This window comes from Shewanella sp. OMA3-2 (genome assembly GCF_021513195.1).
Lineage (GTDB): Bacteria > Pseudomonadota > Gammaproteobacteria > Enterobacterales > Shewanellaceae > Shewanella.
In genome coordinates this window covers 3,738,962-3,754,990 of record NZ_CP090974.1, presented here as the reverse complement: position 1 = coordinate 3,754,990, position 16,029 = coordinate 3,738,962, and the positions used below count along the sequence as shown (strand labels likewise).

Genomic DNA, 16,029 nt, shown 5'->3' with positions numbered 1-16,029 from the left:
CTTATTGTTAGTGAGTAAATTGATAGTTAGTTATTGCTGAATTTTGTAATTGTTGCAAAATTTGAGGGTACAGAGTTAGCTCATCAATACAATCTAATGCCCTAGCATAGGGTACTAAATATTCTGGGTCATTAGTGGTTGCTACTAGCTTACTTAGTAAATCGATTGTTTTACGGCATAATAATTTAGCTTGTTCTGGCTGATTTAGCTGACTTAAAATGGCGGCTTGGGACACCTGGCTTTCAGCTAACTTGGATTTGTAGGATGATTTCTGATCAAATTGAATAACTAGCTCGTTGAATGAGTGGGTGGCCGTTTCTGCATAGGTCAGGCTTTTTTCGACAGCGCCTGTGTGCATTAAATATTGCGCCGCGGCTAATTCGTATAATGCCCATAACTCTTGTTTTTTAGTTGAGCTACTGAGTACTTGGTCGTCAGTTAACATTTTAGCTAAAGCATTGATGCTATGAGGTGTGCTCTTGTCGATGATAGTATGAGTATTTTTTAGCATATCAATGTAAATCATTGACTGCTGGGTAATCCACATATCATTATCAGGGTCTTGTTTTATCGCTTTGTTGATAGTTTTTATTGCTTGGTGCATTTTTTCATTAGCCCTACCTACATCATCTTGGAATATTAATAATCTAGCTAATAGCAAATAACTGCTGGATAACCTATCAAGTATATAAGGCTGTTTTTCACCAGCAAGACGGGTAAGCAGCATTTGTATTTCTGTATGAATATTAATTGCCGTTGGCACATCACCTTGTGAAGTCGCAGCACTGGCAAGCCATGAATGTGTATTGGCAACATCAGCAATGAGCTGACTATTTGATTTATCCTGCTTTAATAATGAGAGTTTTAACTCAAGCGAATGCTCAAATGCCTGCCTTGCAGCATTAAAGTTTTGTTGCTCCATATACACTGAGCCGATGGAATTATGCGCGTAGGATAACTCCATCACTGCATCAAAGTTCGTTGGGGCATAGTGGTACATGGTTTGGCTGTATTGCAGATATAACTCAAACCAGGGCAATGTGGCTTGCCAGTCGCTTTGATCATATTCCAGTTGGCCTAACCAAAAGGCATTGGCGCCTAAGGTTTTAAGTAAAGATAAGTTGTTGGCTTGTAAATCGACTAATGGCAGCATTTTTTCTCTTGCGGCAAGTAAGGCGCTTTTGGCTTCTTCGGTATTGCCGCGCGAGTAGGCGACTTCGCCCATGGCTTCTAAGGTTTGCCCATGCTGAAAGCGTGCCTCAAAGCTAAGATGACGCGCGTCGTCTGCATTGCTGAAGTTACTGAAATATTCTAAGGCTTTATTGCTTATACCATCAAGCAAGTCCATGCGGCCAATGCTGCGCATTTTGTCGGCGAATTCACCTACCATAAAACCGAGTAAGTTCTCAGCCGCTAAACGTTTTTCTTGGGCGCGGTGCTCCGCTTCTGTGCTTCTAACTGTCATAAATATCGACAGCACAGTTAACAGGCACAGTATGGCTAGGGTGGACATTTTGGCTAGACGTTTTAGCCCGGCACTTTTCTTTGAGGCTTGAATAAAAGCATGTTGCTCGGTGTCGAGGTTAAATAAGGGGTTATGCACTAGTGCTAGCGCCTCTTGCAGCGGCTTGCCTTCGGTCAGTAAATAGGCGCTTTGCTGCTGTTCATCATGCCAACGCTGACTAAGGATCACTAGGCGAGAGTTAACCCGCAGGCTGTCGCGGTGAGCTTCAATCCAGTGTAATACCCTAGGCCAGCGCCTTAGCAGGGCTTCGTGGGCAACACTAAAACAGCCTTGATTGTGCTGTAAATGTGACACAAATAAGCGGTTGTCGATGAGGGTTTGCACTAGGGCGATTTCATTGTCGTCACTGAGTTGACTCCAACGGGCTGCACGGCTGGTGATATTGGTTTCGTCCGCTGATAGTGTCACCAGCAATGATAATACTTTACTTAGGCAGTGCTGATGTTTTGCGGCTAATGCGGCAAATATGCCTTCGGCTTTTTGGCCGATGGCGCCTTCAATGCCGCCAAGCTTTTGGTACACAGACACAAGTAAGGTGTCGTTGTCATCGCGTTGTAAATAGAGCTCTTGCAAGGTGTATTGCAGCATCGGCAGGGCGTCGGGGTTGTTGGCCGCTTCGCTGCACAGTAGTTCATCTAACGGGCTGCTGGTTTGTGGGTCTGTATCCCATTTAAGGCCTGCAGCTTTGGCTGGCAGGCGGATCATTTGCAGTAATTCGGTGCGGCTGGGTGGCGCTAAATCAAAGTGCGAGCCGCTGGCTTTTCCGGCCATTAAACTTGGGCGGCTGACCACCTGCGGGTAAAAATCGTTTCGACAGGCACTGAACAGCATAAAGCAGCCGCTGGTGGCGAGTGACTCGATGATATCTAACGCCGTTTGAATTTCTGGCTCGGTGAATAACGGTGATGATAATAAGACTTCTAGGCGGTCAATAAATAGCGATAGTTTGGGCGTATAAGCTGTATCAGTTGGCGCTATGCTGGTTAACGCCTGCTGCGCTTGTTTGATAACCTCTGGCATATCTTGTTGTAATAAGTCGGCAAGGCCTTGTGCGGTCATGCCCTCAAATACCGGAACATCATTTATGTCTAAATCGAGCATGGCCAGCGCGATGTCGGTGAACAACCTATCTTGGCTGATATCGGCTAAATCTAAGCTGGTGTGGGACACAATACGAATACCATCAAACCCTTGTGGGTGCATAAATTGTGGCACCACACCGGCATTTAATAATGATGACTTACCGCTGCCACTTGGGCCGAGTAATAAACAAAATGCTCGGCCAAATTGCACTTGCTTACTCATGCGTTTTAATAAAGTGCTGACCTGTTCGGTGCGGCCATAAAATACATCGGCATCTTTGGCGTCAAAGGCCCGTAAACCGGGAAAAGGGGAGCCGCCATGCCAGGTGTTTGGTTGAATATGTTCGACTTGTTCCACTAATGGGTAGTGAACTTCGGCTAAGGTGCGGTAACCGCGTTTGCGAATGGTTTCAATAAAAAGTGGTTTTGATGCGCTGTCGCCTAAAGCTTTACGCAGCTGGGTAATGATTTTGTGTAGCGGATTATCACCCACTACGGTATGGCCCCAACATTGTTCGACTATGTTATCTGGGCTGAGTACTTCGCCTGAATGTTGGCAGAGTAACACCAGCACATCCATCGCTTTGGGCTCAATTTGCTTGATGTCTGTGCCCTGCTGCAAGCTATTACTTTCTGGATTGACCTGCCAGGCCCCGAAGAAGAAATGTTGTTTATTCATATTATTATATTTTCTTTTTAGGCACAGTTAACCGAGTAGTGAGATCGTTAATGTTGACCTTCTCACCTTGTTCTAGCTGTTTTATTGTTTGATATATTAGTTCATTTACCGGTGTCGCAATATTACATTGCGCCCCTAGTTTGACTACCGCACCATTTAAATAGTCAATTTCGGTTAAGCGTTTGGCTTGAATGTCTTCCCACATGGATGAACGGGCATCTGGGTCTATGGCTAACATAGACTTAGCGACAATATTAAATAAGCCGTTGGGCAAACGCAGTATGAATGGCAACCATTTTGGGGCAACTTTAGTAAATTGCCTTAACGGGCGCTGGGTTTTATGGCATATATCAAGCCATTCTTGCATGGCTTGAGCTAGCAATAATCTTAAAGGGCGCTGTTTCAACTGAGTTTGTATCGGCAGGTCACAAATAACATTAAGCGCATTATTGAGGTTAAGTAATAGTTTGCCATCGATAACCGCGGCCATGTCATCCACTAAAGTGCTGGACAGGTTATAGCTGTTCATGGCGGCGGCGATACGCGTTGTTTGATGGGTATTTGGCCACATAAAGCTTCCCTCGGTGCCCTTATGAAATCGGCCATTGGGTAATTGCAGCACGTTAAATGGGGTAATGCCTTGGTAACATTCTCTATGGGGTAAATGCTGTGCGGCGTCATCAAAGCTGCCAAGACCATTTTGCATAAAAATAATGCTGCTGTTGGCATGGGTAATGTTAAGTAAATCAAGGTAATTACTGTCAACTTGATGGCATTTTAAGGTGACAAACACTAAATCGAAGCTGGTGGGCTTACTGGCTGATGGGGCTGAACTTGTTAAGTCGGTGATGATATTGGTTGGCATAACGCAGTGGTTGGCACCGTGATAGTCACTGATAGCGATACCGCCATTATCAACAATCGTTTGTTTAATGCGTTCACGACAGATTAAGGTCACATTTTGCTTAGCGAGTAACAGCTCTGCGGCTAAATAACAGCCGGTAGAGCCTGCGCCATAAACGGCAATATTCATTGCAGTGCTGGTTGGTTTGCTCATTTAATTTTATCCAATAAAGTGCATTTACAATGAAAGTGCATCTGCAATAAGTCATTCGTGTTGTCGATTTTGCAAAATTGTTAGCGTTAAATTATGCCGTTTTGTTTTTATGTTATAACAATAACATCAGACTAAAATGTAACAAAAAACATAATGACTTGTAACTTTTGGTCTTTTTTGTCAGCTTAGGTGACAACTATTATCAAATGAGCGATTTATAATGAAAACAACAGTATTCGCAGTATCAAAATTAACCACTTTAATTGGCGGCGCGTTATTAACGCTAGCATCTCAAGCCGCTGATATACAAATTATTCATGCAGGACAATTACTGGCGGTACCTGGTGAAAAGCCGCTACAGCAGCAATCTATTATTATTCGTGATGGCATTATTGAGCAGGTAAAAGCCGGCTTTGTGAAAGATGTTACTGTCACCGCTGATGACACCTTAGCGATTATAGATTTAAGCCAGGCATTTGTTATGCCGGCCTAATGGACATGCACGTGCATTTACAGGGGGAATTAGGCCCTAAAAATGACAGTCAGAAACTGCGTATGTCCGATGCTGATGTGGCAATGCACAGTGCGTATTTTGCAAAAAAACCTTACTAGCGGGTTTTACTACGGTACGTGATTTAGGCGCTAAAGCTGAGCAAATCTATGCCCTGCGAGATGGCATTAATAAAGGTTGGGTTGATGGCCCAAGAATAATTGCATCAGGCGGCGTGTCGGTGACGGGTGGCCATGGTGATGTAGATGGTATGAGCCCAGATTTACTCGATTTATACACAGAAAAAACCATTTGTGACGGCCCATATGATTGTCGCCGTGCAACGCGTCGGGCAATTAAATTTGGTGCTGATGTGATTAAAATTACCTCTACAGGCGGCGTATTGTCTGACACCAATACTGGTACAGGTCAGCAAATGGAAAACGATGAGCTAAAAGAAGTGATTGATGCAGCCCACGCTTTAGGGCGTAAAGTAGCCAGTCATGCCCATTCAGCGTCAGGCATTAACGCGGCGTTACGTGCCGGTGTTGATAGTATTGAGCATGGCAGCTATACCGATAAAGAAAGTATCAAGTTGTTTAAAAAAACCGGCGCGTTTTTAGTGCCAACTTTACTGGCTGGCGACACTGTAGTGCAAATGGCTAAAAGCACTGATGTGTTTTCTCCTGCTATTAAAGAAAAAGCTATTCGTGTTGGTGGCGATATGATGGCCAACTTTAAGGCATCTTATAAGGCAGGCGTTAACATTGCTTATGGCACCGACAGCGGTGTATCACAGCATGGCGATAACGCTAAAGAAGCAGTATTAATGCACAATGCGGGTATGAGTAATATGGATATTTTAAAAAGTGCGACGGTGAATGCGGCAGAGTTAATTGATATGTCAGCTCAGCTTGGCACGCTGGAAACGGGTAAGTATGCCGATATTATTGCTACCTCACAAAGCCCGCTTGATAACATTGAAACCTTGTTAAGTATTCCCTTCGTGATGAAGTCAGGTGTTGTTTACAAGCAAGAGATATAAATAAACTTTATAAATTAAACAGTTAAGTCAGCCATCATCTATCACAACTGACAGTTTTTATAGGATAAAATCCGTCAGTTGTTTAGCGCTTCACGTTCATCTCATTCTATTATTAATGTTATTTAATTGCGCGCAATTGATTATCGCGATAATAATGTGTTTTAATGGTCCTACACAATGACAATTTTGCTAGCGGTTAATGTTAGGGCTAATGCCTAAGGCAGATTAATGTGCTTTGGCAATTTATGACGAAATGCATCTAAGCGTTGTTTGAGATCGGCCATTTCGGTTTCATCAATACCACTTTGGGCTTTAACGTGCTGGGTGATTTGCATGGCTTTTGACTTTAGCGCCACGCCTTTTTCTGTGAGGGTTAATGACAGTTGTCTGTCATCATCAGGGTGTCTAACGCGTTGGAGATAATTTAAGGCTTCAAGTCGTTTAACCACAGGGGCAATAGCACCGGGTTGTTGGTTTAGTTTATGGGCGATGTCTTTAAGGTTTAAGCCTTCATCTTGCCAAATAATCAACATAATAAGGTATTGGGTATAAGTTAGCCCTATCGAGCTTAATAAAGGTTTATAGAGCTGAGTAATAGCCAGTGATGTTGAATAAACAGCGAAACAAAGTTGATTATCAAGCTGTAACTGATGGTCTTCTTTCATAACTCACTCTGTCTGGATTGTGATCAAAATGGCTCACAGTCACGTAAATAAGTAAAACGTGTGACGATGTTACCACTGTTGTTTTAGCTATTGTAGCTATCATTGAATCAACCGTTGTCAGCGTTTTGTATTGCAATTAAAAGGATTAATCATGTCATCACACAATCGTCGTATCGTGTTAGCCTCTCGTCCACAGGGCGAACCGACTGCGGAAAACTTTCGTTTAGAAACGGTAAGCAAGCCTACGCCTCAATCAGGTGAAGTGTTACTGCGTGCGGTTTATCTATCACTTGACCCTTATATGCGCGGACGCATGAATGATGCTAAATCATATGCTGATCCGGTTGGTATTGATGAGGTAATGGTGGGCGCGACGGTTTCACAAGTTGAAGCAAGTCAGCATGATGATTACAAAGTGGGTGACTGGGTATTAGCTTTTGGTGGCTGGCAAGATTATAGCCTGTCTAATGGCGAAGGCTTAATGAACTTAGGCGCTAACCCAAGTATGCCATCTTATGCGTTAGGTATTATGGGGATGCCAGGTTTTACCGCTTATATGGGCCTGCTTGAAATTGGCGCGCCTAAAGCGGGTGACACCTTAGTGGTTGCTGCGGCAACTGGGCCTGTTGGCGCAACTGTTGGTCAAATTGGTAAGCTTAAAGGCTGTAAAGTGGTTGGTATTGCCGGCGGTGCTGAAAAATGTCGTCATGCGGTTGAAGTGCTTGGTTTTGATGCCTGTATTGACCATAAAGCAGCAGACTTTGCACAGCAGTTAGCCAAACACTGTGACAAAGGCATTGATGTGTATTTTGAAAACGTTGGCGGCAAGGTATTTGATGCGGTTTTACCTTTGCTAAACACAGGCGCTAGGGTGCCAGTGTGCGGCATGATTTCACAATATAACGCCACGTCATTACCCGCAGGGCCTGATCGTTTGTCGTTACTGATGGGCACCTTGTTAGTTAAGCGCATTAAGATGCAAGGCTTTATCATTTTTGATGATTATGGTCATCGTTATCCAGAATTTGCTAAGGATATGAGCCAGTGGTTAGCCAATGGCGAGATCCAATATCGTGAGCATTTAGTCGACGGTATAGAGAACACTACCAAAGCATTTATCGGCCTGTTGAAAGGCGAAAACTTTGGTAAGTTAGTGATTAAACTGAACGAACCTCTCGCGATTTAATGAAGTTTTTTAACGTATTAGGAATATATAAATGAAAGTATTAATGGTATTAACATCGCACGACAAATTGGGCGATACAGGTCATAAAACCGGTTTCTGGCTAGAAGAATTAGCCGCGCCATATTATCTGTTCAAAGACAAGCAAGTGGAAGTGGTACTGGCGTCTCCTTTAGGCGGCCAACCACCGTTAGACCCTAAAAGTGATGAAGTGGATTTTCAAACTGAATCAACCAAACGTTTTAAATTAGACACAGCTGCTCAGCAGCAACTGGCTACCACCTTAGTGTTGTCGACGGTGAATGTTGCCGATTACGATGCAGTATTTTACCCAGGTGGCCATGGTCCTTTGTGGGATTTAGCCGAAGACCGCACGTCAATTGCATTAATTGAAAATGCGGTAAAACTAGACAAGGTATTAGGCTTAGTTTGTCATGCACCTGGTGCGCTAAAGCATGCTAAGAATGCTGATGGCACCTCTATTGTTAAAGGCAAAAAAGTCACTGGTTTTACTAATGGCGAAGAAGATGCGGTGCAGTTAACCGACATAGTGCCATTTTTAGTCGAAGACATGTTAATTGCCAATGGCGCAGATTATGTCAAGACAGATGACTGGCATCCATTTGCGCAGGTTGATGGTAAATTAGTGACCGGCCAAAACCCGGCATCATCTGAGCTAGTGGCGCACCATATGTTGACGCTTTTAAGCTAGTCGAGATTATTTAGCCGCGTATACAAAAGCAAACTTAGGTTTGCTTTTTTGTTTTTTATTGGTTGTAAAATAGGCGTTAGTAACACAATAGTAGTACACAAGATTATTTTTTCTCAACATAAACGGTTAAAGTTTATTCAATTGTGTAAATAATGATATATTGTCTAGATTATACAATTTGAATCAAAAGGATATTGAAAGCGTGTCAAAATCATTGAGTGATGAAGAGTTAGCCTGTTTTAATGATATATTTACATCCAGTATGACAGTGGGGAATGATTCACAGTCTAAAACAGATGCGGATATTCTGGCTGATAATGCGTTAAGTGTTTCGACAGAAATTCCTCAGGTATTAGCCCATATTCTGGGTGAAGCTAAATTAACTCTGCTTGCTGAAATTAGTCACTACCGCTTATGGTTCCCATTGGTATTAAAACGCGATGAATTAGGACAATTTATTCCAGTATTAGGCGTACCTGAAGTAGTCGATAATCAAGGTGCTGAACGCAGTTGGCGCGTAACAGATTTAAAAGATGTTACGGTTGTTGATAATGCTGAGCAGGAAGTAGAGGTTTTGTCGTTATCCAGTTCAGGATTAACGATTAAAATGCGTGGTGAACTGCATGCTGAAATGCCTACCTCTGGTAAACTGATGTTGACCAACGGCTTGCAAGTGGATGTCGATTTTGAGCCAGTACGTGCAGAAAACGGCATTATGGCAGCCAAAATTAATGCTCATGGTGAAGCAAGAGAAGCATTAAGGCAGTTTTTGTTTAGTGCTCACAAAGCCAAGTATTCTCATCTTTATAATATTTAAGTTCAATTCGAGCAAACGATGCGATGAATAAGCTAGGTTTAACATGGTTAGCTTATATTAAAATCCTGCTGCAATATCCCTTTTAACATTTGAGTGAAGCCATTATCTTGCTTAGCTGCGATAAGCTGACAAATTTCATCGCCGGTGGTGGTGAAACGATAATAAGTAAACAATAGATGTTGGCTCATTGGTTGAAGATTAAAATTATCATGCACAAATTGCATTGGTAATGTGACTTTGGGGTCAAGCAGCCCTGTTTCGAACTCACTGTTATGGAGCACCCCTGTATCTATCAAGGTTAAAATGTTGGAGTAAGGTAGCCCATATTGAGATAGCGGGATGTTGACTTGATTATTTTTACGAAAATATTGTTTCACTCCGCCATTAATTCGATAACCACTGAGTAATTTATAACGGGTATCAGCGCCAATTTTGACCGACATGCCTAAGGCTTTCTCGATAATAAGTGCTTCACGAAATGTAAACTGTTTTAGCACCGACAGTGACCTAAGGCTAAAATTGCCTGGAGACACTATTTCACTGGCGAGAATTCGTGCCCATAAGTCCTGCATCTTACGATTATGAATTTGCTCTGCCATCTGAAAAAATTGATGGCTCCAATCGGCATCTAGATCGACACCGGTTACGTCCGAAGGGGTGTAATTTAATGCCAGCGAAAAAATATTTTCCAGATTGGCTTGGTATGCACTTAGCTGTTTGCGTTGGCGATGCTGCGCGCGTTCGGCGATCGATGCACTTGATGGCCGATAATCATCTTCACTGGCTAGCCCTAATATGCGTCCCAATAACAAGGCTTTTTTGCGTGCAGACATATTAACCGTGTCAGTTGCCTGTATATCCACTTCAGTTGGGTTGTTGTCTGGTTCAGACATAGAGTTTACTCATTTTAAAGTAATGATTATTCATGTGTTTTAGGCCAATAAGTTTCAAACCCTGGTTTAGGATATTTGGGCACATTAAAGGCCAGCAATAAAGAACATACTGCAAACCCAGCTCCGATGAAAAATACATATTTAGGCGAGCTTAACCACAGCATACCCAGTAATACGGGGATGATCACTGCAGCAATATGGTTAATGGTGAAGCTAACCGACATGGTTGATGCAATGTCTTGTTTATCAGCAATTTTTTGAAAGTAGGTCTTCATTGCGATTGCCATGGCAAACAATAAATGATCGATCACATACAAACCTGCAGCCATACGGGCATTTTCTACATAGGCATAGCTGATGAAAACAATAATTAAGCCGACATATTCAAATATTAGTGCGTAACGCTCGCCAATACGGCCAATCAGCTTTCCAATAGCGGGGGCGAAAAATAAATTAACCACATAGTTAATTAAGAATAAAGCGGTAATTTCTGCTACCGAATAGCCAAATTTTTCGACCATCATAAAACCGGCAAACACCATAAATATTTGCCGACGGGCACCGGAAAAAAAGGTCAGTAAATAATATAACCAATAACGTTTACGCATTAATAAATGTTTGTGCTGTGTTTCGCTAATATTAAAACGAGGGAAATACAGGCCCATTATTAGCACCATTATTAGTCCTAAGGCGCCAATGATTAAATACATCCAAATGTAGTCAAGTTTTAGCCATGTCATCACTAACCAAATACTGCCATATCCGATTAATGCGGCGGCAGATCGCCATGCGAGTGCTTTACCCATAAATCCTGGAGCTTCGGTTTTGTCTACCCATTGCAATGTTAATGATTGGTTGATGGTTTCAAAATAATGAAAGCCTATCGACATTAAAATTGTGGTGAGATAAAGCCCAAGTACGTCGGGAAAAAATCCAGTTATACCCACACCGATACATAATAATGCCAGCGATATAAGGGCAAAAGCCTGTTCGCGGATCAACAGCAATACAAAAACCGCTGTAAATGCCAAAAATCCAGGCACTTCTCGTAAGCTTTGCAATATGCCTATTTCAGCACCAGTAAACGCCGCTCTTTCAATCACAAAGTTATTTAACAAGGCTTGCCATACCGCAAAAACCATCGACATCACAAACGTCATCCATAGCAACAAATGTTGCGGGTTAGTTTTATAACCGACATAGATTGGCGTATTCGTTGCGGACTTCTGCTGTGTATTAGCCGAAGTATTAGCTGTGTTGAGGGATGGTGAGTCCATTGGGTTCCAAAAGTGATATCAAAAGCGTGTAACCATAGTGGCAAAAAAACATTTTTATGGGAAGTGTAATTTATTTGTAAATGGTAGTACGAAAAAAGATCTTAATTTTAATGCAAATGATTATCAATTAGTTTATCGTGTGTCGAATTATTAAAATAACCTTAAATACTTAGGTGCACGTGGAGAGTTGATATGAATAGCAAAATCTCATTATTGGCGATGACTTTAGCGAGTGTTATCGGCTTAGGTGCTGCAGCGAACGCAAATGCGGCTAATGAAACCGATGCACTCGCTAAAGCGATTGCAAAACAAGAAGCTGAAATTGCAACGTTAAAGCAACAGTTAAACAAGTTAACCCAGCTGCAGGTTCAGTCAGACCAGCAACAGGTTGAGCGCAATGCTTTAGCGATTAAGATTGATAAAGTAGCAGATGATGTTGCTAGCGCCCAGAACCGTTATAACCGCTTTAGTTTTAAATCTTACGGTACTGCTAACTACACCAGTGATGAATATTTCGATAATGTTCAAGATACCACCCCTGAGCGACGTAATCGTTTTGACTTAGAGCGCATAGTGACTGAGTTTGGTTATCAGTTCACCGATGAGTGGAGTATGGAAGTTGAAATTGAATACGAGCATGGTGGTACTGGGGCATCACTTGCATATGACGGTTTTGATGAGTTTGGCGAGTTTGAATCTGAAATCGAAGCGGGCGGCGAAGTTGTTGTTGAAAAAGCAGAAATCCGTTACCGCCCAAGTAAAGCGTTTGGGGTTAAGTTCGGTAATATTCACCTTCCAATCGGTTTAACTAGCACGCTGCACAAGCCTAATCAGTACCTCACAGTGTTACGTCATAAAAGCGAAGCGGCCATGTTACCGGCAGTGTGGAATGAAAACGGTATCGGTGTTTATGGCGAAATTAGCGACTTTCATTATCAGGCTCAGGTTGTCAGTGGATTAAATTCAGAATACTTCCGTACCTATGACTGGGCTGCTTCTGGGCATCAAAAGCGTTTTGAGCATGTTAACGGTGATGACTTAGCGTTTGCTGGTCGTTTGGATTACGGTAACTTTAAAACGGGTAGCGCTGTAGGTGTGGCTTATTATTATGGTAATACTTCAGGTAACCGCCATAAAAGCAATAAGTTAGATGTTGATGGTGCAATGAGTATTGTGTCCGTTGCTGGCGCATTTGTTGAAGGCCCATGGATTCTACGTGGCCAGTATCTTTACGGCACGTTAGACAATAGTGATGCGATTACGCAAGCCAACAAAACTACCCCTGGATTACGCCCAGGTAACTTTGCCCAACTAGGTTCTGAATCTCAGTCTTTCTTTGTTGAAGCCGGTGTCAAGCTGGATAGCTGGATCAATGTGCCGATTACCGCATTTGCCAACATCGATTATTCAAATCCGCTTATGGCGGTTGAAACAGGCACTGCCACTAAGCGTTTTGAAAACACTTGGAGCAGCGTAGGTATCAATTATTTCCCTATTCCTGAGATTGTGATTAAGGCAGAAGGCGGCTTACATCAAGTTGCTGTGGCCAGCATTCCGGATACTCACTTTTTCGCCTTAGGCGTTGGGTACCAATTTTCTTTATAAGTCATTGTCTTAATAGATGTTTGAACATCTGTTTTTTTAGACATTAATTTGTTCTACATGGAGTTTTTATGAAATTTAAATATTCAGCTATCGCTTTTTCATTAATCATGGGGCTATCTGCTTGTGGCGGTTCAGGCTCAGACGATGCAGCGCCAATCGTACCAGATGATAGTTTTTCATTTGTGGCGACTGAAATGATCACCAACTTAACCGATGAGGTTATTGTTGACGGTTATGCTGATTTAGCCAGTAAAGGTGAAGCATTATTCAATGCGACTCAAAGTTTAATTAACTCAACCGCTCAAGCTGATTTAACCGCAGCACAAGCAGCCTGGAAAGCGGCACGTCAGCCATGGGAGCAAGGTGAGTCGCATATTTTTGGCCTGGTGGATTCGTTAAGTATTGATCCGCATTTAGACAGCTGGCCTTTAAATACTACTGATCTACAAACCCAGCTAAACAGTGCGGTCGGCTTTGATGCTGACACCATTAAAGGCTGGAACGATGATGTGCAAGGTTTCCATACAATGGAATACCTATTATTTGGTGATGGCGTTAACAATAATACTAAAGCAATTGCCGAGTTAACTACCCGTGAACGTGAGTATTTAGTGGCCTTAGCGGAAGTATTTCGGGACTACACTAAGCAACTTGATGATGCATGGCAAATTAGCCATAACCCACAAGATGCTAACGCCCTGCCGTATGCTGAGCTATTAAAGCAACCAGGCACCAGCACTAATACTATTTACTCCTCACAACTTGCGGTTATTGAAGAATTAATCAATGGCATGATTGGTATTGTTGATGAAGTCGGTAACGGTAAAATTGCCGATCCATTTGGTGACTCAATGACCACTGCTGATACCTCTAAAGTAGAATCGCAATATTCTTGGAATTCATTAACAGACTTTTCAAATAACATCATTGGCGTACGTAATGTCTACCAGGGCGAATATACCGGCAGTGCAGACAAGCAAGGTCTAATTGATTTTGTTGCCGCTGCAAATACTGCTTTAGCGACTCGTATTGGCAGTGAAATTGATGATGCTATCTTAAAAATTCAAGCGATTAAAGGCAGTAGCGATATGCCATTTCGTCAGGCTATTTTAGATGTAGAAGGTCGTAAACGTGTGCAAGTGGCCGTTGATGCATTAAGTAAGCTGCAAGCCTCGCTAGAATCGGACATGTTACCTTTATTGTCAGATTGGAAAGCAAGCTAACGTGTCGTCTAATTACACCTAGCTTCAATTGAGGCTAGGTGTAAAAACAATAAAAATGTGTGAACACAATGATGAAAATAACACTTAAGCTTTATGGGTTAATATCAGTAATGATGACAGCAACTATTTTAGTCGGCTGTGGTGGAAGTGGTGAAGAAACTGCCACTGAAACAATACCTGAGCCGCCAGTCATTACTTACCCAAGTTATACCGATATAATTGCCTCAGGTGGCGATACCACTACCTTTGATGCCAGTAATTCTGGTCATGGTTTTTCTACCCCCGCGCCAAATTTAACTGCCGCCGAACTGGCATTACATTTAGAGGGCGATGTTAATTTTGAAACCTCTTTTACCACAGCGCCTAATAGCGAACATCCTGAGTTAGATGGCCTAGGCCCAGTATTTAATAATGCCGATTGTAACTCTTGCCATCAACGCGATGGCCGTAACTCAACGCCATTTTTAGCCGCCAATGAAACCCGCGTTAAGTTAGGCTCAGCCGCGGGGATATTTTTACGCATTAGTAAGGCACCTGATGAGGTGTGCACTGAAGGTACAGCGCAGAATAATTATTGTGCCCCAGTAACGGTACCCGATTTTGGCGACCAGCTATTTCATCGTGGTGTACTGAAAGCCCGTCCTGATTGGCAGCAAAATGCTTTTGTTGGCCAAGCTGACGTATATTTGTCTTATCAGCGCAGCGAAATAACCTATGCTGATGGTAAAACCGTTACCCTTAAAAAGCCTTTGTTTGATGTTGAAAACCCTTACGATGCACCGGGTGAAACCAAACAAAGCGCTAATGTTACCTCTAATTTATTGCAAGATGACGTATTAATGGGATGGCGAAATGGTATGCCAGTATTTGGCTTAGGCTTATTAGAAGCCATACCAGAAGCGGATATTCTAGCCAATGTTGATGTCAATGATGCAGATGGCGACGGGGTATCTGGCCGTGCTAACTGGGTATTTGATGCAGTAAAAGCCCGAGATGGTGTCGCACCTCCAGTATCGCTAGGCCGTTTTGGCTGGAAAGCCAACACCCCAAGTGTACGCGTGCAATCACTTGGCGCACTACGGGGCGATATTGGTGTTACTAACCCACTATTTCCCGACGAAAGTATCGCAGGCACCAGTTTACATGATGACTATTTAACCCGTACTGGTTTTGTTGATACGGGCAGTGACGAAAATGGTGAGCCAGAAGCCGATGCGGCGTTCAGTGATTCCGTCACTTTTTATGCAGAAACCCTAGCGGTGCCAGCCAGACGCAATATAGGTAACAGCAATGTTCGTCAAGGAGCACGTTTGTTTGAACAGCTGAATTGTACTGGTTGTCATACCCCTACATTTACCACCAAAACCGCAGGCGATATTGGCGGTGAACCTATGAGCGACAGCTTAAAAGGTCAAACAATATATCCGTTCAGTGACATGCTATTACATGACATGGGCGAAGGGCTCGCTGATGGTCGTCCAGATTTTTTAGCTAGCGGTAATGAATGGCGTACACGTCCTTTATGGGGCATAGGCCTAACTCAAACGGTTAATCCACAAGCCGGATTTTTACATGATGGCCGAGCGGCAACATTAGAAGAAGCTATTTTATGGCATGGCGGCGAAGCTAAAAAAAGCCAGCAAGGGTTTATGGCGCTAACTCAAAATGAGCGTGATCAGGTAGTGGCATTTTTAATGTCGTTATAATAAACCTCAGCTCGGGGTAATAACTGATTTTACATTTTGGTATTAAGAAGCAAGGCTTGTCCTTGCTTTT

General features: G+C 42.8%; 11 protein-coding genes and 1 pseudogene. 7 read left to right on the top strand and 5 right to left on the bottom strand.

What is annotated here, in order from left to right:
• Nucleotides 1–7 precede the first annotated feature (7 nt).
• Together L0B17_RS16530 and L0B17_RS16525 are read right to left on the bottom strand one after the other, a co-directional pair.
• Nucleotides 8–3,286 carry an nSTAND1 domain-containing NTPase gene (locus L0B17_RS16530; RefSeq protein ID WP_235086322.1) on the bottom strand — a complete coding sequence of 1,093 codons (3,279 nt, stop codon included), beginning with the start codon at nt 3,284–3,286 and terminating at the stop codon, nt 8–10.
• A gap of 4 nt (nt 3,287–3,290) precedes the next feature.
• The gene (locus L0B17_RS16525) at nt 3,291–4,343 is read right to left on the bottom strand and encodes a 2-dehydropantoate 2-reductase (RefSeq protein WP_235086320.1); all 1,053 of its coding nucleotides are present in this window, start codon (nt 4,341–4,343) and stop codon (nt 3,291–3,293) included.
• Between the two features lie 220 nt (nt 4,344–4,563).
• Here L0B17_RS16525 and L0B17_RS16520 point away from each other — a divergent pair.
• Nucleotides 4,564–5,878, top strand: a pseudogene (locus tag L0B17_RS16520) (amidohydrolase family protein).
• A 215-nt stretch (nt 5,879–6,093) separates the two neighbouring features.
• Here L0B17_RS16520 and L0B17_RS16515 read toward each other — a convergent pair.
• Nucleotides 6,094–6,543 (bottom strand): MarR family winged helix-turn-helix transcriptional regulator, encoded by a 450-nt coding sequence (locus L0B17_RS16515; RefSeq protein ID WP_235086319.1) that lies wholly within the window; start codon nt 6,541–6,543, stop codon nt 6,094–6,096.
• Between the two features lie 151 nt (nt 6,544–6,694).
• On the opposite strand from L0B17_RS16515, the gene L0B17_RS16510 reads away from it, so the two are divergent.
• The 3 genes from L0B17_RS16510 (at nt 6,695) to L0B17_RS16500 (ending at nt 9,255) form a co-directional block, all read left to right on the top strand.
• A complete protein-coding gene (locus tag L0B17_RS16510; protein ID WP_235086317.1) occupies nt 6,695–7,729 on the top strand; it encodes an NADP-dependent oxidoreductase in 1,035 nt (344 codons plus the stop codon).
• 31 nt (nt 7,730–7,760) lie between these two features.
• Nucleotides 7,761–8,438 carry a type 1 glutamine amidotransferase domain-containing protein gene (locus L0B17_RS16505; protein ID WP_235086315.1) on the top strand — a complete coding sequence of 226 codons (678 nt, stop codon included), beginning with the start codon at nt 7,761–7,763 and terminating at the stop codon, nt 8,436–8,438.
• A gap of 202 nt (nt 8,439–8,640) precedes the next feature.
• Nucleotides 8,641–9,255, top strand: a complete 615-nt coding sequence (locus tag L0B17_RS16500) for a hypothetical protein (RefSeq protein WP_235086313.1) — start codon at nt 8,641–8,643, stop codon at nt 9,253–9,255.
• 47 nt (nt 9,256–9,302) lie between these two features.
• Here the strand turns inward: L0B17_RS16500 and L0B17_RS16495 are convergent, their stop codons facing one another.
• Complete coding sequence (locus L0B17_RS16495; protein ID WP_235086311.1) at nt 9,303–10,148, bottom strand: TIGR03899 family protein; 846 nt, start codon at nt 10,146–10,148, stop codon at nt 9,303–9,305.
• 26 nt (nt 10,149–10,174) lie between these two features.
• Nucleotides 10,175–11,308, bottom strand: a complete 1,134-nt coding sequence (locus L0B17_RS16490; protein ID WP_235089899.1) for an MFS transporter — start codon at nt 11,306–11,308, stop codon at nt 10,175–10,177.
• A 309-nt stretch (nt 11,309–11,617) separates the two neighbouring features.
• Between L0B17_RS16490 and L0B17_RS16485 the strand changes: the two genes are divergently transcribed.
• From L0B17_RS16485 to L0B17_RS16475, 3 genes are all read left to right on the top strand, one after another.
• On the top strand, nt 11,618–13,030 hold the full coding sequence (locus L0B17_RS16485; RefSeq protein WP_235086310.1) for an OprO/OprP family phosphate-selective porin: 1,413 nt from the start codon (nt 11,618–11,620) through the stop codon (nt 13,028–13,030).
• Between the two features lie 68 nt (nt 13,031–13,098).
• Complete coding sequence (locus tag L0B17_RS16480) at nt 13,099–14,253, top strand: imelysin family protein (protein WP_235086308.1); 1,155 nt, start codon at nt 13,099–13,101, stop codon at nt 14,251–14,253.
• 68 nt (nt 14,254–14,321) lie between these two features.
• The gene (locus L0B17_RS16475; RefSeq protein ID WP_443019904.1) at nt 14,322–15,959 is read left to right on the top strand and encodes a di-heme oxidoredictase family protein; all 1,638 of its coding nucleotides are present in this window, start codon (nt 14,322–14,324) and stop codon (nt 15,957–15,959) included.
• The last annotated feature ends 70 nt before the right edge of the window (nt 15,960–16,029 follow it).